Origin of the sequence: Methylocaldum szegediense, assembly GCF_949769195.1 — a bacterium.
Classification (GTDB): Bacteria; Pseudomonadota; Gammaproteobacteria; order Methylococcales; family Methylococcaceae; genus Methylocaldum; species Methylocaldum szegediense.
This window is the reverse complement of record NZ_OX458333.1, coordinates 4,519,243-4,543,913: the sequence shown is the minus strand read 5'-3', so window position 1 is coordinate 4,543,913 and position 24,671 is coordinate 4,519,243. Positions and strand designations below refer to the sequence as shown.

Genomic DNA, 24,671 nt, shown 5'->3' with positions numbered 1-24,671 from the left:
CGCGCTATGCATTGGCCCAGCGCTCGCTGCACAAAGCAGCGGCCACGGCTTGCACGCGCCTCTCGAACGTCTCGGCCGGTTCGGATTCAGGCGTCCTCTCAGCGGCGAAGGCTTTGAACGCCCGCCGCAGCAACTCGGCCTTGGGATACTGCGCGCCGGCCCGCCCCGGATAGGCGCGATAGTCGCACGTACAAACCGCCAACAACTGCTCGAAGCGTCCGGGGTAACGCAGAGCTTCCACCCGTTCCAACATGGTGGCGATCGCAGCCGCCCGCATGTCGACGGCGCGATGGACTCGGTCGCATTCGCGCAGCACCAGAAGCGCCAGATCACGACACTCGGCAGGAACCTTGAAGCGTTCGCAAATCGCTGCCACCAATGGTTCGCCGCGCGCCTCGTGACGGTAATGGGCGGGCCAGAATTCGCGCGGCGATACCGCTTTCCCCACCTTGTGCAGCAGCGCCGCCCAGCGCGCGGCGAGCGGGGCGTTTATCCGCGCAGTCTCGTCAAGCAGTAGCAGTTGGTGTTCGCCCACGTCGACTTCCGGCGGATCGTCCGCGCTCTGCGGAATTCCGAACAGCGCGTCCAGTTCCGGCAGCAATCGAGCCAGAGCGCCGCAACTGCGCAGGACTTCCAACATTCGCGACGGACGCCCGCCCATCAGGCCGTTCGACAATTCCGGCCAGGCCACCTCGGGGTTCAGCGTGTCGAGAACGCCGTCCGCCACCAGGGCGACGAGCCTGACCATGGCTTCGGGTGGCACCACGAAATCCGGGATGTGCGCGGCACACGCCGCGAGTCGCAGGACGTCCAGCGGATCGTCGCCTAGAACGGATGGAATGAAATCGGTCTTCATGACGAGCAGCTGACTTCAATGTGCCGCAGTTCTTCCGGAGGCGGGGCGGCATAAGCCTCCATCTCCGGCTGTTCGTCAAAAGGCCGGGCGAGCAGACGCATGAGCTTAGCGACCTCCGAATCGTCCCCAGCCTGCGCCTTCTCGATGGCGGCCTGGGCCAGGTGATTGCGCAGCACATATTTGGGATTGACGCGGTTCATGCGCCTAGCTCGCGCTTCGTCGTTGGTATTGCCCTCGGCGCGCAATCGCGTGCGGTAATCGGCGATCCAGGCGTCGTACGCTTCCAGATCCACGATCTCTTCGCGAGCGCCCGTCGCCGGCTCGTCACTGTCGGTACGCACCTTGGAAAGATGACGGAAACTCCGGGTGAAATCGCTCTTGCCGCGCTGCAGGATAGCGAGGAATCGGTTGACCAGGTCGGCATCGCCTTCGCGCACCTCGTAAAACCCCAGCTTGTCGGCCCAGCGGCGCATAACCGCCTGGGAATACACCGGAGCGTAGCGCTCGAAAATGCCGGTCGCGATGTCCAGGGCTTCCTCCTCGCTGTCCGAAAGCAGAGGCAAGGTCGCCCGCAACAGCCGTGAGCAATTCCACTGTCCGATCTCGGGCTGGGCGTAAAACGCGTAGCGCCCCTCGAAATCGGAATGGTTGCAGACATGGTATTGCCGGAAAGCATCCATGAAGCCGAAAGGGCCGTAATCCAGGGTCAGGCCCAGTACCGAAAAATTGTCGGTGTTCATGACGCCGTGGCAGAACCCGAAGGTTTGCCACTGCGCGATCAGCCGGGCGGTGCGCTCGACTACCTCCCCGAGCCAGGCGGCATAGCGGTCGGGACGATCTTTCAGATGTGGAAAATGCTCGTCGATCACATGGTCGGCCAAGGGAGCTAGGTGCTGCCACTGTCCGTTGTGATAGTAAAACTCGAAGTGTCCGAAACGGACGAAACTCGGAGACACCCGGCAAACCACGGCCGCGGTTTCCACCGTTTCCCGGTACACCGGTTCCGGCGACGCCACCAGGCTCAGGCAGCGCGCGGTGGGGACGCCGAGGGCGTGCATCGCTTCCGAGCAGAGATATTCCCGTATCGAAGAACGCAGCACCGCGCGACCATCCAGTCCGCGCGAATACGGCGTCGGTCCCGAGCCCTTGAGCTGGAGTTCCATGCGCGCCCCGGCGGGCGTTCGAACCTCCGCGATCATGAGGGCGCGTCCGTCGCCGAGCTGAGGAACCCAAACCCCGAATTGATGCCCGGCATAAACCGATGCCAAAGGCTCATATTTCGGCCAGGGCCGGTTGCCGGCGAGAATCTCCAGGAGCTTCGGGGAATCAGCTTCGCTGACGTCGAGCCCCAGTTCCAGCGCCAGAGACTTGTTGAAATGGATCATCCTCGGTTCCGGCAAGGGCGTTGCCGATACCGGCACATGATATGGCTCGCCCAACGCCTTGTAGCGCGGTGCCAAAGGCAGTTCCCGATGAGAATGGCGCGGCAAGAACCCGTGCATGATTTCGGATCTCAAAGGCGCACGGCCCGCCTGCCCCAGCCTCGCTGAAGCTTTCCGGCGCGAGCGCACAGTGTCGGAGCGGGCCTTACGAGTCTCAGTCATCGCCGGCACTCCCGGAAAAGACTCGAGGGTCAATGCTCCATTCTTCGACCACACGCCCGCATTCGACGCCTTCCGCATCGAAACTGCGTTCCTCGAAATAAACCCGGCCGTCCCGAGCCATGACCAGAGCGGTGCTGGATCGGGTTCCAGACTCGGCCCCCACGACGAAGCAGGCGGACAGGCGTTCTTCTTCCTCGCGGCCGATGCCGGTATCGGGCAAACCCTCGCTCGTGGTTTCGCGATCCGCCAGCATGGCGAAACCCGCTTTCGCGAAGTCGGCAGGGGAAACCGGCTTGGCAGTGCAGATCGGATCATTGGCGCCCCTAACGCCAGCCTTGGAGAGATCCGAATAGGCACCCAGCAGCATGGCGAAGCCGCCGTGCGTTCTCAAATAGGAACCGAGCAGCGTGTCCAGGCGGACGCACTTGGGCCAGGGTTCGTCCAGCAGTCCGTCAGACAAGGTGTGAATGCCGGGAGTGAGCGCCAAGGGCAAACGTGCGCGGGTGGCGGCGTAGTAAATCTGGCGCGGCGAGCCGATCAGCAAATTGAAAGGCGAATGTCCGCCGCGGCTGCGGGAGAAACGGCGGGCATGGACGACCGGATCCTCTCCGGAAGCAAGATAGTCGAGCGGTAGCTGGCCGCGCGTTGGCGCGTCCGGGTCGGAGGGTGCGCCGTCGCGACATGGTGTGACCAGCGCGAAGCGTCCGTCGCGGGTCACGGCGAACCAGGTTCCGCCCCGCTCCAAGTCGCGGCCGGCCAGACACGCGGGTTCCTCCGACCACCATGCCGCCGGTGCGGTAGCACGTGCATGCCTTTCGTCTCGGTTGCCGAACAGAATGAGGGGAAAATCGGGATGGGCGCCCCAGGCCAGTGCTACCGTGCTCATGAAAAAGCCCGATCCTTAGTCGAATACCCGCTCCCGTATCCTGAGCCGCAGAAAATCCTCCACGCGGAACGAGCACATTGCTCCGGATACCTCGAGATCGCAATATGCGCACTCTTACACATGACAACATCACCTATGTCGGAAATCGTTTTCCCGTAGTGGATAGCCTCAGAATGATCGGAAAAGCCCTAGCCATCACACGGTGTCCGAATGTCGAGGGTCGAACCTTCAATGGCACGCCTCCACAAAGGCTGTCTATAGGGCCGATCAGTCCGCATGTTCCGCCATTTCGCGGCATGCGGCGGGTTACAGCCTAGCGGCTTAACCCGCCCTACTTCACTTTCGACGCGATTAAGGCTCTTCCGTAGGGCGGAATAGCAGAGCGTATTCCGCCGAACGGCTAGGCAGCCAACCTTAAATCCATCCCCCGGAATATCGAGCAGCGCTTGAAAACCTCCAGAGATGGCGGAACACGTTTCTGCTGGCAATATTTCGCCACCAGCTTGGCCAGTCCTTTGATGTCGCGCCCCGTCGCCGTCGGAAACAGATCCGCCAGTTCGTCGATCAGCGGCGGGGCCACGTCCAGCGCGAACTGTTCGGTCATCACTTTCCAGATCTTGATCCGATTCTCCCGGTCCGGCGGATAGAACTTGATCAGCGCGATACAGCGCGACACGTTGGCCTCGTCGATATCGTCCACCCGGTTCGTGGTGAGAAACAGCAGCCCGTTGAAATATTCGAGCACCCGCAAAAACACTCCGACCACAGCGTTCATGGTGATGTTGTCGTCGCGCCGCTTGATGTAGACATCCGCTTCGTCGATCAGCATCACCGCGCCCCAGCGCTGGGCGCGGGTTAGAACCTCCTTAAGCGCTGTCTCCATGGCCGCGACGTTCAGCCCTAATTGCCCCGAATGCACCCGGTACAGCGGCCGCTGGATGATTTCGGAATAGACCTCGGCGGTCAACGTCTTGCCGACACCGGGAGGGCCGGCGCACAGCACGGTCGTCCCGCCGGACTTGCCGGCGACGATATCGTCCATCAGCACGTCCATCTCGGCGGTCAGGATATCGATGAGTTCGGTCTGCTCCTCCGGCAGAATCAGCTTTTGCTTCAGGGCCGGCTGATACTGGTAGGGCGTGATGTCGTCCACGTGCACCCAGACATAATGGTGCAGCTCCAGGTGGAACATGAGGATGTAGAAATGCACCGGCAGTTGGGTGAACAAGCCCTTGGGCATGGCATCCTGCGATTCCCGGACTTCATCCTCGGCCTCATAGTGATTGCTCTTGGCCGCTTTACGCAGATAAGGTCCCAGAATGTCTCCGGGCGCATCCAGGGTCATCGCGCGTGAGCTCAGGATGCCCTCGTCGTTGACCAGGCGCGCGCTGCCGCCCCCGGACGAGAGCACCACCACGTCCTTGCGGGACCAATCGGTATCCCGGTGCGTAGCCGTCGGGTCCTCCGCGTAGAAACCGATGCCTTGTCCGGAAAACTGAGCGCCGTAGCGGGCACGCCAATCAACGTAGCGCTCCGCGGTCTCATCGTAATTGCGGATGAGCTCCGGCGTCTCCTTGAAGTAACCCTTGGCGGCGAAAATCTCTGGTACCGTCTTGCCGGCGATGTCGCTCGGCATGATACGCATGGTTTGGGTGGCGATCGCACCTTTCGCATTGGCCTTCAGCTCGATGAAGATTTTTCCGATCTCATCGCTCGAGGCCGGGGTATAGTCGAGCCGAGTGATGACATAAGGCAGGAGCCGGCCGGCGACGCTCGCAGTAAACAGCCAGCCTCGAATCGCATCTGTCGCCAAGTAGCGGGCGATGGCCGGCAACACCATCTCTAGGTCCTCCGCCCCGAAGCGTCTCCCGTCGTCGTTCATGACCTGCTGCAGCGTAGCAATCTGTGCGGCCTTGGCCTGCATCTCCGGTCCCGCTTGCCGGTAAAGCTTTCCCAGGAAAGCGAGCGCCGGGCTCGATAGCTGCCGGAACGACACCTCGACACGATTGCCGAAGCGCAATTGGTACTTGAGGTAACCCAAATCCGGGAATTCCTCGACCATCGCTTCGAAATAGGGGCGCTCGATTTGAAGCTTCATTCTCTGCTGATTGCCAAAAAGCCGTTAAAAAATTCGCTCTAAGCCGCCTGCCGCTCCGCGGGCGTCAGGGCAGTGATACTCAGAGCATGGATATCGCCCGGCATCATCTCGCTAACCGCCGAATAAACCAGCCGATGGCGCTCCAGCATCGAACGGCCTTCGAAGCGGTGGGAACACACGGTCACAAAAAAGTGGCCGCCGCCCGCGTGGGCATGACCGGCATGGGAGCGGCTGTCGTCGACGATTTCCAGGTAAACGGGCTCGAAGGCCTGTTCCAAGAGCGTCCGAAGACGCGCACTGCGATCCGTAGTCATGAGGCCTCGCCTCCACGATTCACCTCAAAGGTGTAAATGATCTGGCTTGAGCCATGCGGTTCCTGGGCCGGCAATCCCTCGCCGACGAGCGGTCTCGCCGCACTTTGCGTCGGGAAGAGCGCGCCCGGCACTCCCCGGAGACCTCGTTTGCGACTGGAAAGGCATCCTGACCAACGGAACCGCCCAAGGCCCACTGCTCATCAGGCCCGTAAACTCCCTCCTGGTATTTCGTCCCGGACCGGTACACGCACGGCGTAGCGTCACGCAGCTTGTCGCTGCGCCGGTTCAACCCGGCCTCTATATAAGCCGGGTTATTTAGCTCCTGTAAGCCGCTGCCTACCGAATTCGGATTAAGCCACAGCTCTGCGGGACTCCAAAGGCGTTCCGGTAAGCTCAGCGACGAACTCGGCCAAAGGCATGTCGATCCGTTCGATGCCCTGTTCCTTGAGGAACCGCGCCTCGTTGCGGGTGAGTTCTCCTTCCAGAACCGCGAAATGCTGACCGCCGGAACGCTTCATGATCTGCCGCGCATAATTGCGCTCCAATTGGTTTCGGAAATGGCAGCCCAGGAACAGGAAGCCGCGCCCCGTTCGAATCTCTTTCACCCGATCGGGAATCGGCGTCTGAATGTCGATTTCGGTCAGCACTTCCACGTAGTCGGAATCCGAGATGATGAAATTGGACGCGGGCGAGATGGAGCCCAGCGGCTTGTACAGTAAGGTCGCCCATCCCGCTGCTTCCTCCGGCTCCGCCTTGGTCCCGTCGGCGCGGAAATAATGGACCCACTCGCCCAAGTGTTCCGCGCGGCTCACGCCCTGCACTTGCCCGAAATCCGTGCGCGAAGCCAGGGCGGCGGCCATGCTGGCGTCGTACCAGACATCGACGATCAAGGGCAGCGGGTTCGGCAGATTCGCCAGAAACACGTGCAGAACGTTCGGTTCGGGAGGACTCCGAAAAGCTTCCTGCAAAAGGCTCACCAAGGTCTTCCGGTGCTTGAAGTTCTCCACGTATTGGCTGGCCGCGGTCAGATTCTTGCGAATCTTGTGAGGCACCGTAACCTTGGCGGTAATCAATTCCACCAAGGCTTCCGGCGAGCTCGGAACCGCGCTGTTCGGGCCCAGCCCCAGAACGCCCGGGCCGAGATACGGAATGATCCGTCCCGCTGCCAGGTCTTCTGCCAGTTGATTCGAAAACACTGCGCTCATGATGTGGTCCCCGCGACACAGGCCGCTTTCAAAGTCTCTATATCGGCGCGCGGAATGCGAAACAGCCCGCGTCCGCCGGACAAGGCCTGAAAGCGATTCTGGGTGTTCTTGCACAGGAATTTGTACCAGTCGTGCGGCTCCACCTCGGGAGGGCGTTCGCTGATTTCGGCCACCGTCCCGTTCGGAAAGAAACGGACGTGGATCATGCATTCGTCCGGCACCTGCACACTGGGTGTTGGGCTGGGCGCTTCCGGTTCGGAAACAGTAGCGACAGCTTCTTTGGTATCCATAACAACGATCCTCTGGTCAATGGTTTATCAGTTCGATGACGACTTTGTTATGAACGCCCAGGGCGGCCTGACAAGCCAGCCTGGACAGCGATTCTGCTCCGCAAAGCTGCGTGAGCCGATCGCGTTCTGCCTGGCGCACCTTGGATAAGCCGCGCCAGCCCTGTCGCACGAGCACATGGCACTCGCCGCAACGGGCCCGTCCGCCGCAGCGCTGGGCGATGGTCTCGCCCGCCGCCGCGATGGCCTCGAGCAATTTGGCGCCTCTCGCCACCTGCACCGTCTTGCCCGAAGGAAGCACGGTCACCCAGGCTTTTGCATTCCTCCTCTTTTCGGTCCGCAAAAAGCCCGACATGGTTTCGGAGCGGCGTCAGAGATATATGGCCGATCCCGCCCCGACGTTGATCGAGGCATCCTTGGCGGTCTTGACGATGAAGCCCACCTGATCCTCCGTAAGATGGTTGTGAAAAGGCAGCGCAATCGCGCGGTCCGCCAGCTTTTCGGTGACGAAGAAATCGCCCTTACGGTAGCCGAGATTCGCGTAAAAGCGCTGCTGATGCAGCGGCCGGCAATAGGCCACGGCTTCGATCTGCTCGGTCTCCAAATCGTTGATGATGGCATCCCGGCTGGAACGGGAGAAACGGGTGCCGAGATGGACCAGGTAGAGAAGCCAGTGCGCCTCGTCCACGTCCGGAGCGAGATAAGGTGGTTTGATACCCTCGAACGACATCATGTGTGCGTTGTAATAAGCTTCGATCAGCTTGCGGCGCTCCAGGATTCCCGGAAGCCGCCGTAACTGAACCAGACCCAGCGCAGCGGCGATTTCGCTGAGTTCCGCCCGGTACGGCGGCATCTCGCCCAACACCACCGAATGGCGTTCGTCGAGGCGGCGGCTTCGAAAACCACGTAGTTTTGCGGCCAAATCGCTATCGTCCGTCACCACCATGCCGCCCTCGCCACAGGTAAGCGGCGAAGGCTGGGACAGATCGAACACCGAACAATCGCCGAAACTCCCCACCAGCTTCCCCTGGTAACGCGAACCGATCGCTTCGCTGGAATCCTCGATCAGCAGCAGGCCGTGTTTTCCGGCCAGCTCGCGGAATGCCGGCCACATCGCCGGATGGCCGTTGGTGTTGGCGGCCACGATGGCTCGCGTTTTCGGCGTGATCGCCGCCGCGGCCTTTTCTGGGACCAGGGTTCCGGACCAGTAATCGACATCGGCGAAGATCGGCATCGCCCCGGCCAGGGCGATGCCGTGAGCGGTCTCGCGGAAACCGAAGGCGGAAGCGATGACCTCATCGCCCGGACCGATGCCGGAAGCCTTGAGCACCAGCATCAGGCCGATGGTCGCGCTACTCACCGCCACAGCGTGCTTGCGGCCAAGATAGTCCGCGAAGGCTTGTTCGAAGGCTTCGACCGTAAGACCAGCGCTCAGGCGAGGCGATTTCAGGACTTCTTCCACCGCCTCAAGCTCGGTCATGCTGATGTCGGGGTCCGAAAGCAGTATGGTAGGAGAGGTTTTCATGATCGATGACTACCGTTTCTGGGCAACGACCAGGCCGCTTGCCGCAGCCGGATCGCCGGTAATGCGTACGCAGTGTTCCGAGGTGTCGATCAGATAAACGCAGAACTCGGGGGTTTCGAAAATCGGCGTTTCGAAACTCATGTCGCTGGCCTCGCAACGGGTCAGCGACAGACCCGGGAAGTTCTTGCGCACATTCGCACAGCGCTCCTCGGCGGGTGCCTCGCTTTCCAGAAGCTTTCGAATTTCTTCGAGCGCCTCGTAACTGAGCGCCATAGTCAGTCCCCGCTCAAGCGGCGTGCCTCGACCGTAACCGGCAGCGCGGTATCCGCGGCCATGGCCGGCAGCGACAGCTCCCAGCCGTTCGCCAGCGTCACCACCCCACCCCACAGTTCCGGCTTTTCCTGGGAAACGATAGGTTCCTCTAGGTCTTTCTTCGGAACATAGACGGATAGCTCGCCAGCGGCATTTCTTCTAATCATCACCTTCATGCGGTACTCCAGTTGGTTTTCAAAAAACGATGTCTTGTCGTTTGATAGACCGGAATAAGCTTGTCCCGAGCGAAGTCGGAGGGCCTGTCCTGAGCAACGTCGAAGGAGGAAGCGTTTCCGGCAGAGGTCGGTTCTGCGCACACTGCGTCGTTCGCGATCGATGCGGTTCCTTCGTCACCGCATCCTACGTTTTGTCCTTTCTCGCAGTGTGAGAGGAAACAAAAATCGTCGCTCTTCGGATTCATGCTGCCTCCGCCCTGAACGTTCGAACGATTCCCGGCAGAACCTCTATGACCCGGTCGATTTCTTCCTCGGTGGTGTAGCGGCTCAAGGAGAATCGGATCGTGGCCAGGGCGGCTTCCGCGGACCGCCCCATAGCGGTCAACACGTGCGAAGGCTCGGTGCCCGAAGCGGTGCAGGCCGCACCGGCCGAGGCACAGATGCCGGCCCGATCGAGTTTGTCGAGAATCGGCTCCGCTTCAATAGTTCCAAGGCAGAGGCTGGTCGTATTCGCGACCCGTTCGGCGCCGGCACCATTGACGAAAGCACCTGGGATGAGGGCCAGCAATTCGTTCTCCAGACGGTCACGCAAGGCTCCGATCCGGGGTCCAGAGCTTGCCAGCCCGGCTGCGGCCAATTCGGCCGCCACGCCGAGCGCAACCATCCCCGGCACATTCTCAGTACTGCCGCGGCGGCCCCGCTCCTGATGTCCGAACAAGAGCGGCGGCAACTTCCGGCCCTTACGCACGAACAGGACGCCGATGCCTTTGGGTCCGTGAATCTTGTGGCTCGAAAAAGACAGGAAGTCCACCGGAACTCGGGCTAGATCGATAGGCGTCTTGCCTACTGCCTGCACTGCGTCGGTATGAAACAAGACGCCCTTGGTTCGGGCGATCGCGACTGCGTCCTCGATCGGAAACAAAACACCGGTTTCGTTGTTGGCCCACATCAGGGAAACCAGGGCGGTATCCTCGGTAATCGCCCGTTCGAGGTCCTCAAGATCGAGGCGGCCATGGCTGTCTACGGGCAGATAGCTCACCTGCACGCCCTGGGATTCGAGATGACGCATGAGCGCCAGGGTAGATGGATGTTCGACTTGGCTGGTCACGATATGGCGCTTGCCCGGCGACAAGGCGAGCCCCCCGAGAATCGCCTGGTGATTGGATTCGGTGCCGCCGCTGGTGAATACGATTTCCGGCGGCGTGGCACCGAGGAGCGCCGCTACCTTGCTGCGCGCGGCGATGGTCTCGACCTTAGCCGATTCGCCTATCCCGTGCTTGCTCGAGGGATTGCCGTAGGTTTCCCGCAGACAGTGCACCATGGCCTCGATGCACTCGGGCGCCACCACCGTGGTAGCGTTGTTGTCGAGATAAACGATCGCGTCGCTCATTGCCAGAACTGCCTATCCGGGTCTTCGTTCAAGAGTTCGAGAATCTGGGCCAGGGCGTGAAACTCGCCGTGCTCGATCCAGCATCCCGCCTTATGATCCTTGCGGTAGAGCTTCCAACACCGCGAGCGGTCCTGGAACTCCAGCCGGGCGATATCGATGACCCCACCTTCCGGATCGATATTGCGCGAACAACAAGGGCTCACGATGTGGTACCCCGCCTCGACCAGCAGGACCTCCGGCGTTACGTAGCGGTAGCGCCTGCGTTTCGCGAGTGCGCGGATGATGCGCTTTCGATCCACCTCGTTGGGATGTGGACACACGGACATCGAATGGGACACCGCCAGATGGCCGTTCATCGGATCAAGACCTCCACACAACTACTCCATGCTCGTTCCGCCCGTTCTCGCTCCCCGCCTGTTCGTTCCTAAGCAGCGGCTCGGGAACGCCTCATCCAAGGACTTTGTAGGTTGGCAATCCCTTGCCGACGCCTGCGTTTCCGTTCCCAACCTGACCAAAAGCCGAGAAAAGCTTCGCAATCTCGGAATGCCTCCGGTCCAATGCCGCGACGCCTTGTCGGTAGGCAATCGCTTGCGACCGATACACCGGCCTTTTAAATGAGGCCGGCGACCTGCCCTTTGCCGTGCTCGGCGCGCAGTTCCTCTTCGAAACAGCCCACGACACAGCCGTTCGGAAACTCGACCAGATAGACCGGGATGTTGGCCTCCTCGTGATACCCGACCTGCACGATCTCACCCTCGGTGCCCGCCGCGACCAGCAAAGCATCAGGCTCGCGGTCGGGATAGCTGCCATCGTTGTAAAGATCGGTCTCCGCCCAGACCTTTTGGCCCCACTGAAAGATCGGCATGCGTGGTTCGATCATTCGGCCTCCCCTTCTTCGTCTGGAATCTTGGTGGATTTCGGGGGCGGCGGATTGTCCAGGGATTCGATTTCGCGGCCCTTCATGCCCACCGCGTAACCTCTTTCGGGAAAATCCACCGCGTAGATGTAAAACTGTTGAAGGAAGGTGTTGATACTCTTGATGTATCCCACCTCGCCCTTCTTGACCAGGACCTCGCCGATTTCGCGGCCGACAAAGGTGCCGTCGTTGCGAATCATCTTTTTCGATCTCACCTTTTCGCCGAACTTGAACTTCGGCGGGCCGTTCAGCTCGTTGACATCGCTGTCGCGAACGATGTTGGTAGCCATATCGCACCTCTTCTTACGTAGTTGCGGATTAACTCGCTTTCGGCAGAACGTCGGAGCCGTGCGGCCCAGCGAGGCGCTGCTCGACCAGTTCCCGCACCGCGGCGTCGGTATCGTTGCGCATAGGCCCGAGCTCGCTCGGGTCCAAGCGGCTGGCAACCTCGTAGCGCACGCGCCAATCCGGGTCGTCGCGATAACGCTTTAATTGCTTATCGTCCATGCGCCGTATCGCTTCGAGGCGAACGCCCAATTCCGGGTCTCCCGCCATGGTGTGCAACCATTCGGGACCCACGCGCCGGGCTACGACCTTGCGCACTTCCCGGTCCGGATCGTGCAGCATGCGAACCAGCATGCTCGGCGGAAGCCGCCGGGCCACGATCTGTCTGACGTAGTAGTCGGGATCATCGATCATCGAGACGAGATCTCCGATTTCCAAGCGTTCCGCCACTCGAATGCGCACCTCGCGGTGCGGGTCCCGGACCAGCGCCTTGAGGTGCCGAGAGCTAACCGGCAGACGCTGCGCCACGCTTTGCCGCACGGTCTCGTCGGGATCCTCGATCAAGCGCGGCAACAGAAATACCTCGACGTATTTCGCGGCCACCGCTCGCGTCTCGAAGTAAGGATGATCGAGATAGTCCTTAGCGAGATGCGGATTCCAGCGGAAAAACCGATCGATGCGTCGTGCATAGCGGTCATGCACGCAAGCGTGCCCCAGTCGACAGCGACCGTGAGCCAGTTCTGCGCGACGCTCGCATGTCGAGCAATCGAGCAGATTGCCGTGCCAGTCTGGGGCTTCGTCGATGTCAGTCCTCGTACTCATCGCCCTGCCTCTCGAGGACGTTCAGCAGCACCTTGCCACCGAGCTTGTCGCTGGGATCGAGTTCCAGCAGTTTTTCGATAGCCGCCCGTCCCTCGTCGAGCTGTCCCAAGCGCAGATGCAGATAGCCGTAGGCTTTGAGCGTGAACAGGAAAAAACGGGGAAGTACCGCATCGAAGCTGCCGAAATCCGCATCTGCCGCTTTCACGTTCCGCCAGTTCTCGGAGAATCCGTTGTCCCGGGCGGCCTTCTTGAGACAATCCCGCGCCACATCGAGGGCTTCACGCAGCCGGTTCTTGTAGAAATAGAACCGGTACAGGCCGATATACACCGCGGCATGACCCGGAGCAGCTTCCCAAGCCGCTTGCAGGTGCGCCAGAGACTCCTCCTCGCGGTGATAACAAAGCCCCGCCAGACGCAGATGCCGCTCCGCCGCCTCCGGAAGCCCCAAGCCCAGGCAGGCCGCTGCGGCATCGTCTATGCCGGCCGCGAAGTCCGGAACGTCCGCCGGAGGAGGCGAGGCTAAAGCTAAATCCGCGTACAACCGGGCGTCTTGCATATCGGCCTGACCTGCCGTCAATGGCTGCTCTTGACTTGAATCGAGGAGACCGCAACGGTCGCCGGCCCCGCCGACGCGCTGCTGCATGAGCTGCAGCCCGTCGAATTGGGATTGTGGAACACGAACCCGCTGGAGGTCGGCGTTTCCGAAAAATCGATGGTGACGCCTTGCAGCAGTAGGCGGCTTTCGGCCGGCAGGAACAGCTTGATGCCGTTGATGACGACCACGGCGTCTCCCGGTCGAGGTTCCGCTTCAACGCTGAATTCCGATGCGAGGCCCGAACAACCGCCCGGTCTTACCGACAGGCGAAAACCAGCGTCCTCGCCGGCACCGCCGAAGCGCACCATACGCCGAATGAATTTTTCCGCACTCGGGGTAATCGTGAACTCCATGGTTTCCACCTAGGCCGCTTGGTAACGGGGATAGTTCTCGTCGATGACGCAGGTGTCGTCGATCGGGCAGACGGCAACACACTGGGGTTCGTCGTAAAACCCGATGCACTCCGTGCATTTCGCGGGGTCGATGGTGAAAAGACCGTCCTTCGTCTCGGAAATCGCCTGGTTCGGACACTCGGGCTCACAAGCGGAACAGCCGGTGCAATTGTCCTTCACGATCTTGTAGGCCATTTGTTTACTCCTCTGTCAGTGGTTGGGCCGTCTTCCGGGTCAGCTCGTCGTCCCGGAAGACGGGCGGATACCGAGTAACGGTATGGGTTTTAAGCCGCTTCCGCAGCGGTCAGCGCACCCTGACGGATGTGCGCGTCGCCGCGCTCCACGTGCTGGATTTCGCCGCTTTTCACTTTTTCCAAGTAGTTCTTGAAATAAGCGATCGCGGATTGCTCGATGAATTGACCGGCGTATTGATCCACCGGATCGATACCGGCCGCCTTCAGGTCGTTTTTCGGACAGCCGCCGATCTTGGCGACGAATACCGCGTGGCAGTCGTTGATGGCGCGGATGATGGTCGCGAGCGAATCTTCCTCGCCGTAGCCGCCCTGGCAGTAGAGGTCGACGCGGCGGTGGCCGATGAATTTGGCGCCCGCGGTCGAAAGTTCGTAAACCTGGAACTCCTTGGCATGTCCGAAGTGCTCGTTGATCTTGCCGCCGCCCTTGGTGGCCACGGCGACGAGCATCCTGATGTCGGAGTGCTCGCCCGCGAGTCCCTCAAGCTCGGCCTTCTTCGCCTCGACCACCGCCTGGCGCTCCTTCTCAACCGCGGCCTGATAGGCCTTGCGGGATTCGAGGTCATAGTTGACTTCCATCTCCATGATCTTGTCGGTGGTGAACTCGGCGCTGCGGTCCTCGCCCAGAAGCCCGACGGCGTCGGCCCGGCACTGGCGGCAATGGCGCATCATATTCATCTCGCCTTCGCACTTGTCCTGCAAAGCCTTGAGCTCTTGCGCCGTGGGACCGCGCTGGCCGTTCAGGCCGAAATACGTGCCGTGTTCGGGCGCCGAGATGAGCGGCATGATGTTGTGCAGGAAAGCGCCACGCTGCTTGACGGCCTTGTTGACCTCGACCAGGTGCTCGTCGTTGATCCCCGGAATCATCACCGAGTTGATCTTGGACAGGATGCCGCGCTCGGTCAGCATCTCGAGGCCCTGAAGCTGGCGCTCGCTGAGGATCTTGGCCGCTTCCACGCCTTTGTAACGTTTCTTGTTGAAGTAGATCCAGGGATAGATCTTGGCCCCGACCTCCGGATCGATCATGTTGATCGTGATGGTGACGTGATCGATGTTGTACTGAGCCAGCCGGTCTACGTAGTCAGGCAGCGCTAGGCCGTTGGTGGAAACACACAGCTTGATGTCGGGCGCGTGCTTGGCGACCAATTCGAAGGTCTTGAAGGTTTTTTCCGGGTTGGCGAGAGGATCGCCTGGACCTGCGATACCGAGCACGGTCATCTGCGGAATCGCGGAGGCTACCGCCAAAACCTTCTTCGCCGCCTGTTCCGGCGTGAGCTTTTCGCTCACTACGCCAGGGCGGCTTTCGTTGGCGCAGTCGTATTTGCGGTTGCAGTAATTGCACTGGATGTTACAGGCCGGAGCCACCGCCACGTGCATGCGGGCATAATGGTGATGGGCTTCCTCGCTGTAACAAGGATGATTCTTGACCTTTTCCCAGATTTCCGGGGGAAGATCGTTTTGCCCCGCCCCGGAACCGCAACTCGCTTTTCCTGAACCTCCCGAGGTGCCGCAGCCTTTATGCTCGGCAACCTTTTGCATGATTTCGTCTATGTTCGCTCCGGCGCGCGGTTCTATGCCGTCGGCACGCGCTTGGTGCTGCACTGTCTGCATGGCTCGCTCCTGATCTGTCTATTCGCTCTGCTCCGTCCCGCCGGCTGCGTGAGCGCCTCCTCGTCGTGCGGCTCGGCCATCGGTGACGAAACATCCGTTCAACCTAGTACCGATGTTTACAGTGCAATCCGCGTACCACTTAAATCTTCTTTTATAATCAATTAGATAAATAAACTTAGGGAAGTCGGGAATGTTCGGAGCAATACAAAGCAACCGACATCGAAGGGGATTTGTTTAAAAGCGGACAAAAAAAGGCGGTCCGAGGACCGCCCGAGTTTGCCTTTCGCATACGATAGGGTTTACATCATCGACTGCTCGTAATTCTGGATGCCGATCTTGGCAATCAGATCCAACTGGGTTTCCAGCCAGTCGAGATGTTCTTCCTCGCTTTCGAGGATGTGTTCGAGAAGCTCGCGGCTTATGTAGTCGTTGGCCTGCTCGCAATACGCGATGGCTTCGCGGAGCAGCGGCAAGGCTTCCCTTTCCAGTGCCAAATCGCATTCCAGCATTTCTACCGTGTGCTCCCCAATCTTGAGCCTGCCGAGGTCCTGGAGGTTCGGCAGTCCTTCAAGGAAAAGAATCCGTTCGATCAAGCGATCGGCGTGCTTCATCTCATCGATGGACTCGTGGTACTCCTTCTCGTTGAGCTTGTTCAGGCCCCGGTTCTTGAACATCCGAGCGTGCAGGAAATATTGGTTGATCGCCGTCAGTTCGTTGGTGAGGATCTTATTGAGATATTCGATAACTTTCGTGTCGCCTTTCACCGGGAAGGTTCTCCATTTGTTTCGTTAAGAACTTCGAACACTGTACGCTCAATCGTCATCGTTTGCGATACGGCGACGCTTGACCGTTTTCGGGTCAGCCGTTATGGGCCGGTAAATCTCGATGCGATCGCCGTCGCTGACGGGACTGTCAAGCTTCACGAGCTTTCCGAAGATGCCGACCTTTTGCTTGGTGAGATCGATTTCGGGGAAGCACTCCAGGATTCCCGAACGCCGAATTGCTTCTTCCACCACGGTGTTCTCCGGAACTTCCAGCCGCATCCATACCTGCCGATCCGCTTCTGCGTAACATACACCGACGTGCATATTTCTTCACCCGTTTAGACGTTTTCGGCCAAACGCTGTTCGATGGCCGCATTTCGTGCCGGCCGGCGGGCCAGGCGCTTATCCAGAATCCTTTTGCCGGCGAGCAGAAAACCCAGCATCAGAAAGCCGCCCGGCGGCAGCGCCATGAGCAGAAAACCGCGGTATTCAGGAATCAGCGTGGTTTCCAGCCAGGCGAAGCCCTGCCCCAACAGCAGGGAAGCGTTGGCGAACAGGGTGCCGGAGCCGCTAACTTCCCGAACCGCGCCCAAGACAACCAGGGCTAGAGTGAACCCCAAGCCCATCATGAGCCCGTCGAACGCGGCATAGGCCGGAGGTTTGCGCGACGCATAGGCTTCCGCGCGGCCCAATATGGCGCAGTTGGTCACGATCAGCGGAATAAACAACCCCAGCACCTTGTGCAGCTCGTGCAACCAGGCGTTCATCACCATGTCCACCAGGGTGACGACCATGGCGATCAGGGCGACGAAGACGGGAATTCGGATTTCCGAAGGTATGAGCAAGCGGCCGTAAGAAATCAGCACGTTGCAGACCACCAGGACCGCGGTCGTAGCGAGCCCCATGCCCAGCCCGTTGGTCGTCGTTCCGGTCACCGCCAAAAGCGGGCACAGAGCGATGCTCTGACTGAACACGATGTTGTTGCTCCACAAACCCTCTTTGGCGATTCGGCTCAAGGATTCGGACATGACGGATCTCCTCCGCTATTCGGTTGCCGTTAAAAGTGCCTGCCGGTGGCGCTCGAAGAATCGAAGCCCCCCTTCGACGCCCTTGACTACCGCCCGCGGCGTAATCGTGGCCCCAGCGAACTGATCGAAATCGCCGCCGTCCTTCTTGACCCGCCAGCCCTGCGGGGGAGTGTTGGACAAGGAACGGCCGTCGAAGCCCAAGATCCAGTCGGACTTGGAGGTTTCGACCTTATCGCCCAACCCCGGTGTCTCAGCATGGGCGATCACCCGAACGCCCAGTATCCGTCCCTCGCGGTCTACGCCCAGCATCAGCGAGAGGTCGCCGGCGTAGCCGCCCTTGGCCAGCATTTTGAATGCGACGGCAGTGACTTCCCCGCCCTTCTTGGCGATGAAAACCTCGGTTTGGTCGAGGCCGGTCTCCTCGCCCGCCGACGGAATAACCCGGGGGTTTGCGAGCACGTCATTATCGTAAAGCCCTTCCGGTAGCACCTGCCCCAGGGTCGCTCGAAGATCCTCGGCCTGACGTTCCGCGATCGCGCCCTTCGTGACCAGATCGCCCACACCGAGTGCCAAACTGGCGACCATAGCGCAGGCGGCCAGCAAAAAGGTCTGATAGTCCAAGCGTTGCCGAAGCGCGTCGAGATCGTCGAACTGCCGCCGCAGTTTTTGCCACTGGGCGAGTGCAAACTGCGAAAGCGTTTCTCGATTCATGGTGATCATTCTTTGCTCTCCGGCAATTTCAAGGGCCTGCCCTTGTAATCGCGTCCGTAGATCCGGGGCCGGACGTAATAGTCGATCACCGGAGTCAGCGCATTCATCAGCAGCACGGCGAAACCCACACCCTCAGGGAATCCGCCCCAGGTACGAATGACGAAGATCAGGAGCCCGCAGCCGGCTCCGAAAATGAGTTGCCCCTTGGGACTGGCCGGCGAAGTGACGTAATCGGTGGCGATGAAAAAGGCGGCTAGCATCACACCGCCGGACCCGAGATGCCACAGAGGACCGAAATAACGGTCGCCGTCGACAAGATGGAACAGGCTAGCCAGAACGGTGACAGTTGCCAGCAAGGAAACCGGAATATGCCAGGTGATGATCCTTTTCCGGAGCAGCCATAAACCACCAGCTGCTACTAGCGGAGCCGATGTTTCGCCTAGGCTTCCCGGCGTCCATCCCAGCCAGGCTTCGGCCAGACCGAACTGGCCGTTCTCGAAAGCCTGCTCCAGCGTTCGTCCCTGCGACAGCTCGGTTTTGACATGGCCTATGAAAGTCGCACCAGTGAAGCCATCGATGCTGCTACCGCCGAAGGTGATCCCCAAGGCCGCGAGGGGATCAGGAGCGTGTTCGGAAAACAAAGGCACCGGCTTGACCCAGGTGGTCATTTCCAGCGGATACGACACCAGCAGAGCGACGCGCGCGAGCATCGCGGGGTTGAACAGGTTTTGGCCGATGCCGCCATAAACCTGCTTGCCGACGGCGATGGCGAGACCTGCCCCGGTCACGCCGATCCACCAGGGTGCCCAGGGTGGAAGACTCAAGGCGAGAAGCCAACCGGTCAGCAATGCGGAGCCGTCCCACAGAAAAAGCGAAGCCGGTTTGCCTGCGAGCTTCAGGCAAACGGCTTCGAATAGCACCGCTGCTAAAACTGTAATCGAGAACAGATAGACTGCCGGCCATCCGAACAAAAACAGTCCAAAAGCGGTGGCCGGCACCAAAGCCAGAACGACCCGCGCCATGATGGCTTGCACCGGATGATCGGCACGCGTTAACGGCGCAACGGGCAGGTAAACCTTACTCATGACGCATCCTCCTTAGCGGAAGCCTGCGCCTTACGCGCCGCTGCCGCCTGCTTGGCACGCTCCAGCCGGCGTCGCTTCTCTTCGGCCAGACGATTGGTCCGCTCGGTTTTCTGCTGCGCCTCCTGGCGCGCCATCAGCTCTCCGCTCGCGTACTTGAAGTAATGCACCAGGGGAATCCGCGAGGGGCAAACATAGGAACAGGAACTGCAATTGATGCAGTCGCGAAGACCGAAACTTACCGCCGCATCGAACTGCCCCGCCCGTATCCGGCTCATCATTTCCAACGGCAACAACCCGACCGGGCAGGCTGAAACACAACGTCCGCAGCGGATGCAGGGCCGGGCGTCCGTGGCTTGGATTTCCTCCGGCGTGAGCGCCAGTATGCCGCTGGTGCGCTTGACAATCGGGACCTGAACATGGGGCAGAACGTCGCCCATCATGGGGCCGCCCATCACGTAACGGGCGGTCCGTTCGGGCCGATGCCTACAAAAGGCGAGAAGTTCCGACAACAGCGTGCCGAACGGAGCCTCCACGTTGCGCGGCGACTCCACCGCTTCGCCGCTGACCGTGACCACACGGCTGATCAGCGGCCGTCCGTATCGAACCGCCTGCTGCACGGCATAGGCGGTCGCCACGTTGTGCAGCAGCACGCCGACATCGGTGGGGCGGCCGCCCGCCGGCACTTCTTTCCCGGTCAGATGGGTGATGAGATTCTTTTCCCAGCCCATGGGATAGAGGGATGGCACCTTCACGACCTCGATGCGGCCGTGTTTCATAGCCGCGTCCTGCATGGCGGCGTAGGCTTCCGGCTTGTTGTCCTCGATCGCGATCAGGGCGGTCGGGCATTGCAGCCCGTGCAACATGATTCGGACGCCTTCGACGATCTCCGCGGCGCGCTCTCGCATCAGGCGGTCGTCGCAGGTCAGATACGGTTCGCACTCGCCGCCGTTGAGGATGAGGGTACGAATGCGGGTCCGCCACCCGAGGTTCAGTTTCACTGCAGACGGGAACGCGGCTCCGCCCAGGCCGACGATACCGGCGCGGTCGACGCGGGCGCAGATCTCGTCTGGCGTCAGGCCGAACGGGTCGATTTCCTCGCTTTCCTCGATCCAGCGATCCTCCCCATCCGGTTCGAGCACGATGGTCGGAGTCGGGAGTCCCGAAGGATGCGGTGCCGGATAATCTTCAATGGCGGCCACGGTTCCCGAGGTCGAGGCGTGCACCGGGGCCGAGACCGCGCCCCGGCCGGCCGCGAGCAACTGCCCTTTCAAAACCTTATCGCCGACCCGGACCACGGGCTCCGCCGGCTGCCCCAGGTGTTGCTGCAACGGCAGGTAAAGCCGTTCCGGCAGAGGAAAATCCGTGACGATGGGTTTGTCCGCGGTCGATTCCTTGCGCGGCTCCGGGTGGACGCCGCCCCGGATCCTCCTCCGCCTACGCCATAGTGCGCCGATGTCCAGTACCACCATGTTCAGGCTCCCGCCGGTGCCGGCTCCGGCTTGCTCCAGCGCCAGTTACGCAAGGTGGTCTTGACCGGCTGCATCCCTAGGCATTCGGTCGGACAGACTTCCACGCATTTCCCGCAGGCGATGCAGGCATCGGCAATGACGGCATGGATCTGCTTGGGCGCGCCGACGATGGCGTCGGTGGGACATACCTTCAAACAACGGGTGCAGCCGATACAGGTCGCTTCGCTCACTCTCGCCACCATGGGCACCTGGTCTTGCACGCTGGCCAGGTCGATCTCGAGCGAGAGCTTGTTCGCCAACTGTTCGGCCAAAGCTCTGCCGCCGGGCGGACACAGCGTGGCCGGCGCCTTTCCCGCCACCAGCGCTTCCGCCGCCGGCCGGCAGCCGGGATAGCCGCATTGGCCGCATTGCGAGCCCGGCATCATCTTTTCGATCTCGTCGACCAGCGGATTGTCTTCGACCTTGAAGTAGCGGGCGGCGGCGCCCAGCATGAAACCGAGAGCAAGTCCCAAGGCGGCGAGGCTGACAACGGCGAATAAGATGTACATAAGCTGGCCTAATGCGTGTTGAGTCCCGCGAATCCCATGAACGCCAGGGACAGAATCCCGGCGGAAATGAAAGCGATAGGCCCGCCGGCAAAGGCTTCCGGAACGCTCATGAGGGCTAGCCGCTCCCGAATTCCGGCGAAAATGACCATGACCAGGGTGAACCCCAGCGCGGAGCCGAATCCGAACAAGGCGCTATGGAGAAAATCGTATTCCTGCTGGATGTTCAAAAGGGCGACCCCCAGCACGGCGCAGTTGGTCGTGATGAGCGGCAGAAAAATGCCGAGCACCTGATAGAGCACCGGACTGGTCTTGCGCACCACCATCTCGGTGAACTGGACCACGGCGGCGATTACCAGAATGAACGACAGAATCCGAAGGAAACCGATGCCGAGCGGGGCCAGCAGGTAGTGCTCTAGAAGCCAACTGGCGACGGCCGTCAGGGTCAGCACGAAGGTGGTCGCCATACCCATGCCCAGCGCCGAATCCAGCTTTTTCGACACGCCCATGAAGGGGCACAGTCCCAGGAACTTGACCAGTACCACGTTGTTGACCAACGCGGTGCCCAGCAACAGCATCAGGTAATCGCCCATCGTCGTGTCGCCTCCGCCGGTATTCGGTCTCTCAATCGGCGTTCGCGATCCGCTCCGGCGAGCAGGCGGCGCTCTTGCTTTGGACGTGGCCGGACGCCACCGCTTCGTACTGTCCGGCTACGCCACAGCCATAACACTTGAACGAAACATCGAAGCCCTGCTTGCTGCACGCATGGTCCTTGGTTTGCCGGCAGCCAACGGCTCCGCAGGCCAAACAGCGGTATAACTGCCCGTGACAGGGAAAGGGATATCCGCCCACTCTTTCGCCGTCGCAGACCGACATATCGCTCTTCAATTTTTCGTAACTCGCCATAACAAACTTCCCGAAGTAATGCGCGTAAGAAAAATCAAACTTCGTCCGACCGCTGTCCAGCTCAAGTCGGATCGGTTCCCGAAAGATCCACCTGGACCATGCCGTCTTCGATACGTAGCGGATACTCTTCCAGAGCACACCCCGGAGGACTCACGCCCCTTCCGGTGCGGGCATCGAACGCCCAGTTGTGGAGGGGGCAGGTGATGATCCGACCGTTGAATCCGCCGTATTTCAAAGCCGCGTTCTGGTGCGGGCAGGTGCCTTGAAACGCCTTGAGCTCGCCGCCGTCCGGCCATACCAGCAGGATCTTACGGCCGTCCACGGTGAAGGGAACCATCTCCCCTTCGCCGAGATTCCGGTATTTGCATACGGTGGTGTAGCTCATTGCCGCTACCTACCAGGGCACCGAAACGTCCACCAGCTTGGCTTTGATGCCGGCCGCTTCCATGTCCGCTAGGGTTTTGTAAAAGGTGGCCTCATGAATAAGCGTGCCCTTCTGCGAGAGCACGGCGACGTAACGCGCCACGGTATCGACCTCGCAACGGTAACCGCCGCCCCGCTCCTCGGTCCGGCGGGCGTTACCGGCCCAGTCCACGAAAAAACCTGATGCAACCGTCATGCTTCGTTCTCCCTGAATTCACGCAGCGAGCGCCATGCGCAGCACCCGCGCGAAATGCATACTGTCGCGTCCGGCACCGTCGCGGATCTGGTGACGACAGCTGATGCCGTTGGCGATCAGCAGCGTGTCGGAATCGGCCTCGCGCACCTTCGGCAGTAGGGCGAGCTCCGCCATCCGCATCGACACATCGTAGTGCTCGGCTTCGAGGCCGAAGGCACCAGCCATGCCGCAGCAGCTCGACTCGATGAACTCGACCTGGAGTTCCGGCACCAACCCCAAGACTTTCCGCATCGCTTTCAGAGCGCCGAAGGCCTTTTGATGACAATGTCCGTACACTAACGCCCGTGCGCCGGGCATGGTCTTGAACGCCAGCCCGAGGCGCTTGGCGTCATGCTCACGGGCCAGAAATTCTTCGAGCAACACGGCCGCCTTGGCGATCTTGTCGACTTTCTCGCCTAATCCAAGGCTGTGATACTCGTCGCGCAGCATGAGCAGGCAGGACGGTTCCAGCCCGACCACGGGCAACCCGCGCTCCACGAAAGGCCAGAGCGCATCGACCATGCGCCGAGCTTCGGCCCGCGCTTCCGCGATCAAACCATGAGAAAGAAACGTGCGCCCGCAGCACAAGGGCCGTTCGCCTGCCGCCGCGCGCGCGATGTAGATCCGGTAGCCGCCGGCCGCCAACAGCTCCAGTGCAGCCTTCGCGGTTTCGGTATCGAAATGGTTGGAAAAGGTATCCACCAGCAGGACGATTTCACGTCCGTCAGCAGCCCCGACGGCCTCGGTCGGCACCGAGGAAAGAAAGCTGCGGGCGGCACCCCGCGGCAACGAACGCCGGGCGGCTATCCCCAAGCGGCGCTCCATCCAGCGAGCCAAAGCCGGCCAGCGTTCACGCAGAGAAAGAAGCGGATTCAGCAGCCCAAGCCAGCGCGCGAAGCGCGGCAGATGGGCGAAGAGCCGTTCGCGTAGAGGCGCCCCGCCGAGCGCCGCCCAACGTTGGGCGAGAGTCTCGACACGAAGCAGCGCCATGTCCACCCCGTTCGGGCACTCGCGCTTGCACCCCTTGCAGCCGACGCAAAGATCCATCGCCGCGGCGAGCTCGGGCCCGGCAAAAGGTTCCGGGCCGTATTCCCCATTCAGAGCGGCCTTGAGCGTCGCAGCCCTGTGCTGGGTCGAATGGGCAGCATCCAAGGTAGCTCGAAAGCTCGGGCACATGACACCCTTTTCGGTGCGTTGACACTGCCGGTTGCCTATGCAGACCGCCGCCGCCTTGCCGAAGGCGCCGCCCGTCGCCGGTAGCGCCGCGTAAGCATCGCCCGCACCGTAGCTGTCATAGGCCGACCAATCGAGTTGGGTATCCATTACGCTGCATGAGAACAAAAGCCTGTCGTCAGGCTTCAAGCAATAATGATGCCCATTCTCAAAAACAATGTATCCCTTTGTTTTAACAGGGTAAGTCGGATGTCATCCGGATTCGATTCGCGCTTCCGTCTTGTCAGGTTCATGACAAAAGGCCGCTTCTGCATGTCCTTTGTCATGGTCGGAGAACGTCTTGGACGGCGTTTATGGGGACTTCGTTATTTCAATCCTTAAATATATAGAGAATCAAGGCAAAATCGGACATACCTAGCCCGGCTTGGCGCGAATCGAGGTCGACAAGAGTCCGAGCCGGCACTCTTCGGTGCTCAATCAAAGGGATTCGGAATGACAATCCAGTGGAGGGTTGGTCTGCCGCAGGAGTATCATCCCCAAGCTATCAGGTCCGTGCGTTTCGAACGTCATAGGGACAGGACGTCTTTGCGCACGCCAAGAAGGAATCCGAATTCGGTGACGTCGGAGAACGCTGCTTTCATCGGCACGAATTTGCGCTGACCGAAAGCCGCTCGAACGCGGAAGAATACCCGAGCAAGGTCAGCGTCCACCGGGAACGCTTCGTCACGCAAGAGCCGGATCTGGCCGAGGAGACAGAGATCGAATACTAGGGGAAAACCGGCGTAGCCCGGATGAAGCAGCGAAACC

Annotated in this window: 33 protein-coding genes; 1 reads left to right on the top strand and 32 read right to left on the bottom strand. The window is 60.7% G+C overall.

From position 1 onward, the window contains the following. Positions 1-4 precede the first annotated feature (4 nt). The 3 genes from QEN43_RS19985 to QEN43_RS19975 are packed head-to-tail and all read right to left on the bottom strand — an operon-like array spanning position 5 to position 3,346. A complete protein-coding gene (locus tag QEN43_RS19985) occupies positions 5-856 on the bottom strand; it encodes a tRNA nucleotidyltransferase (protein WP_026609998.1) in 852 nt (283 codons plus the stop codon). Continuing rightward, entirely contained in the window at positions 853-2,460 is a 1,608-nt protein-coding gene (locus QEN43_RS19980) for a protein adenylyltransferase SelO (protein WP_317963544.1), read from the bottom strand. Before QEN43_RS19980 ends, QEN43_RS19985 begins: the two co-directional genes overlap by 4 nt. Beyond that, positions 2,453-3,346, bottom strand: a complete 894-nt coding sequence (locus QEN43_RS19975; protein WP_051331566.1) for an NRDE family protein — start codon at positions 3,344-3,346, stop codon at positions 2,453-2,455. Before QEN43_RS19975 ends, QEN43_RS19980 begins: the two co-directional genes overlap by 8 nt. 104 nt (positions 3,347-3,450) lie before the next feature. Here QEN43_RS19975 and QEN43_RS19970 point away from each other — a divergent pair, with 104 nt between their 5' ends. Further along, a complete protein-coding gene (locus tag QEN43_RS19970; RefSeq protein WP_317963543.1) occupies positions 3,451-3,663 on the top strand; it encodes a hypothetical protein in 213 nt (70 codons plus the stop codon). Positions 3,664-3,746: 83 nt separating this feature from the next. Here the strand turns inward: QEN43_RS19970 and QEN43_RS19965 are convergent, their stop codons facing one another. The 29 genes from QEN43_RS19965 to QEN43_RS19825 form a co-directional block, all read right to left on the bottom strand. After that, a complete protein-coding gene (locus tag QEN43_RS19965; protein ID WP_026609996.1) occupies positions 3,747-5,444 on the bottom strand; it encodes an AAA family ATPase in 1,698 nt (565 codons plus the stop codon). A 38-nt stretch (positions 5,445-5,482) separates the two neighbouring features. After that, on the bottom strand, positions 5,483-5,758 hold the full coding sequence (locus QEN43_RS19960) for a BolA family protein (RefSeq protein WP_026609995.1): 276 nt from the start codon (positions 5,756-5,758) through the stop codon (positions 5,483-5,485). A 350-nt stretch (positions 5,759-6,108) separates the two neighbouring features. Further along, positions 6,109-6,963 (bottom strand): SIR2 family NAD-dependent protein deacylase, encoded by an 855-nt coding sequence (locus QEN43_RS19955; RefSeq protein WP_026609994.1) that lies wholly within the window; start codon positions 6,961-6,963, stop codon positions 6,109-6,111. Continuing rightward, on the bottom strand, positions 6,960-7,253 hold the full coding sequence (locus QEN43_RS19950) for a hypothetical protein (RefSeq protein WP_235726557.1): 294 nt from the start codon (positions 7,251-7,253) through the stop codon (positions 6,960-6,962). The genes QEN43_RS19955 and QEN43_RS19950 overlap by 4 nt, the downstream gene beginning before the upstream one ends. 16 nt (positions 7,254-7,269) lie before the next feature. Beyond that, positions 7,270-7,557, bottom strand: a complete 288-nt coding sequence (locus QEN43_RS19945) for a 2Fe-2S iron-sulfur cluster-binding protein (protein ID WP_026609992.1) — start codon at positions 7,555-7,557, stop codon at positions 7,270-7,272. A 63-nt stretch (positions 7,558-7,620) separates the two neighbouring features. Further along, positions 7,621-8,775, bottom strand: coding sequence for a DegT/DnrJ/EryC1/StrS family aminotransferase (locus QEN43_RS19940; RefSeq protein WP_026609991.1), 1,155 nt, complete (start codon positions 8,773-8,775; stop codon positions 7,621-7,623). Between the two features lie 9 nt (positions 8,776-8,784). Next, positions 8,785-9,048, bottom strand: a complete 264-nt coding sequence (locus QEN43_RS19935) for a hypothetical protein (RefSeq protein WP_026609990.1) — start codon at positions 9,046-9,048, stop codon at positions 8,785-8,787. Between the two features lie 2 nt (positions 9,049-9,050). Next, on the bottom strand, positions 9,051-9,263 hold the full coding sequence (gene nifT, locus QEN43_RS19930) for a putative nitrogen fixation protein NifT (RefSeq protein ID WP_026609989.1): 213 nt from the start codon (positions 9,261-9,263) through the stop codon (positions 9,051-9,053). A gap of 241 nt (positions 9,264-9,504) precedes the next feature. Next, positions 9,505-10,653 (bottom strand): cysteine desulfurase family protein, encoded by a 1,149-nt coding sequence (locus QEN43_RS19925; RefSeq protein WP_026609987.1) that lies wholly within the window; start codon positions 10,651-10,653, stop codon positions 9,505-9,507. Then, the gene (locus tag QEN43_RS19920; protein ID WP_036268120.1) at positions 10,650-11,009 is read right to left on the bottom strand and encodes a DUF3024 domain-containing protein; all 360 of its coding nucleotides are present in this window, start codon (positions 11,007-11,009) and stop codon (positions 10,650-10,652) included. The genes QEN43_RS19925 and QEN43_RS19920 overlap by 4 nt, the downstream gene beginning before the upstream one ends. A 254-nt stretch (positions 11,010-11,263) precedes the next feature. Beyond that, on the bottom strand, positions 11,264-11,533 hold the full coding sequence (locus QEN43_RS19915) for a nitrogen fixation protein NifZ (protein WP_026609984.1): 270 nt from the start codon (positions 11,531-11,533) through the stop codon (positions 11,264-11,266). After that, complete coding sequence (locus QEN43_RS19910; protein ID WP_036268118.1) at positions 11,530-11,859, bottom strand: nitrogen fixation protein NifZ; 330 nt, start codon at positions 11,857-11,859, stop codon at positions 11,530-11,532. The genes QEN43_RS19915 and QEN43_RS19910 overlap by 4 nt, the downstream gene beginning before the upstream one ends. 28 nt (positions 11,860-11,887) lie before the next feature. After that, positions 11,888-12,676: a 4Fe4S-binding leucine-rich repeat protein gene (locus tag QEN43_RS19905; RefSeq protein ID WP_026609983.1), complete on the bottom strand. Its 789-nt coding sequence runs from the start codon at positions 12,674-12,676 to the stop codon at positions 11,888-11,890. Then, positions 12,660-13,319, bottom strand: coding sequence for a tetratricopeptide repeat protein (locus tag QEN43_RS19900; RefSeq protein ID WP_317963542.1), 660 nt, complete (start codon positions 13,317-13,319; stop codon positions 12,660-12,662). Before QEN43_RS19900 ends, QEN43_RS19905 begins: the two co-directional genes overlap by 17 nt. After that, positions 13,250-13,624: a HesB/IscA family protein gene (locus QEN43_RS19895; protein ID WP_026609981.1), complete on the bottom strand. Its 375-nt coding sequence runs from the start codon at positions 13,622-13,624 to the stop codon at positions 13,250-13,252. Before QEN43_RS19895 ends, QEN43_RS19900 begins: the two co-directional genes overlap by 70 nt. 9 nt (positions 13,625-13,633) lie before the next feature. Beyond that, entirely contained in the window at positions 13,634-13,858 is a 225-nt protein-coding gene (locus tag QEN43_RS19890) for a 4Fe-4S binding protein (protein WP_026609980.1), read from the bottom strand. An 89-nt stretch (positions 13,859-13,947) separates the two neighbouring features. After that, positions 13,948-15,525: a nitrogenase cofactor biosynthesis protein NifB gene (nifB, locus tag QEN43_RS19885; protein WP_026609979.1), complete on the bottom strand. Its 1,578-nt coding sequence runs from the start codon at positions 15,523-15,525 to the stop codon at positions 13,948-13,950. A gap of 299 nt (positions 15,526-15,824) precedes the next feature. After that, positions 15,825-16,289 carry a bacterioferritin gene (bfr, locus tag QEN43_RS19880; protein WP_026609978.1) on the bottom strand — a complete coding sequence of 155 codons (465 nt, stop codon included), beginning with the start codon at positions 16,287-16,289 and terminating at the stop codon, positions 15,825-15,827. Between the two features lie 48 nt (positions 16,290-16,337). Beyond that, a complete protein-coding gene (locus tag QEN43_RS19875; RefSeq protein WP_026609977.1) occupies positions 16,338-16,613 on the bottom strand; it encodes an RnfH family protein in 276 nt (91 codons plus the stop codon). Positions 16,614-16,627: 14 nt separating this feature from the next. Beyond that, the gene (locus QEN43_RS19870) at positions 16,628-17,317 is read right to left on the bottom strand and encodes an electron transport complex subunit E (RefSeq protein WP_026609976.1); all 690 of its coding nucleotides are present in this window, start codon (positions 17,315-17,317) and stop codon (positions 16,628-16,630) included. A 15-nt stretch (positions 17,318-17,332) separates the two neighbouring features. After that, on the bottom strand, positions 17,333-18,037 hold the full coding sequence (rsxG, locus tag QEN43_RS19865) for an electron transport complex subunit RsxG (RefSeq protein WP_026609975.1): 705 nt from the start codon (positions 18,035-18,037) through the stop codon (positions 17,333-17,335). After that, positions 18,034-19,113 (bottom strand): RnfABCDGE type electron transport complex subunit D, encoded by a 1,080-nt coding sequence (locus QEN43_RS19860; RefSeq protein WP_026609974.1) that lies wholly within the window; start codon positions 19,111-19,113, stop codon positions 18,034-18,036. Before QEN43_RS19860 ends, rsxG begins: the two co-directional genes overlap by 4 nt. Further along, on the bottom strand, positions 19,110-20,582 hold the full coding sequence (gene rsxC, locus QEN43_RS19855) for an electron transport complex subunit RsxC (RefSeq protein ID WP_317963541.1): 1,473 nt from the start codon (positions 20,580-20,582) through the stop codon (positions 19,110-19,112). Before rsxC ends, QEN43_RS19860 begins: the two co-directional genes overlap by 4 nt. Positions 20,583-20,584: 2 nt before the next feature. Beyond that, complete coding sequence (rsxB, locus tag QEN43_RS19850; protein ID WP_026609972.1) at positions 20,585-21,130, bottom strand: electron transport complex subunit RsxB; 546 nt, start codon at positions 21,128-21,130, stop codon at positions 20,585-20,587. 8 nt (positions 21,131-21,138) lie between these two features. Then, on the bottom strand, positions 21,139-21,720 hold the full coding sequence (rsxA, locus tag QEN43_RS19845; RefSeq protein ID WP_026609971.1) for an electron transport complex subunit RsxA: 582 nt from the start codon (positions 21,718-21,720) through the stop codon (positions 21,139-21,141). Positions 21,721-21,751: 31 nt separating this feature from the next. After that, positions 21,752-22,033, bottom strand: coding sequence for a hypothetical protein (locus tag QEN43_RS19840; protein ID WP_051331563.1), 282 nt, complete (start codon positions 22,031-22,033; stop codon positions 21,752-21,754). Between the two features lie 61 nt (positions 22,034-22,094). Next, positions 22,095-22,418 carry a Rieske 2Fe-2S domain-containing protein gene (locus QEN43_RS19835; RefSeq protein ID WP_026609970.1) on the bottom strand — a complete coding sequence of 108 codons (324 nt, stop codon included), beginning with the start codon at positions 22,416-22,418 and terminating at the stop codon, positions 22,095-22,097. A gap of 9 nt (positions 22,419-22,427) precedes the next feature. Beyond that, positions 22,428-22,652, bottom strand: a complete 225-nt coding sequence (locus QEN43_RS19830; protein WP_026609969.1) for a hypothetical protein — start codon at positions 22,650-22,652, stop codon at positions 22,428-22,430. Between the two features lie 18 nt (positions 22,653-22,670). Continuing rightward, positions 22,671-24,014, bottom strand: a complete 1,344-nt coding sequence (locus QEN43_RS19825) for a (Fe-S)-binding protein (protein WP_026609968.1) — start codon at positions 24,012-24,014, stop codon at positions 22,671-22,673. Between the last annotated feature and the right edge of the window lie 657 nt (positions 24,015-24,671).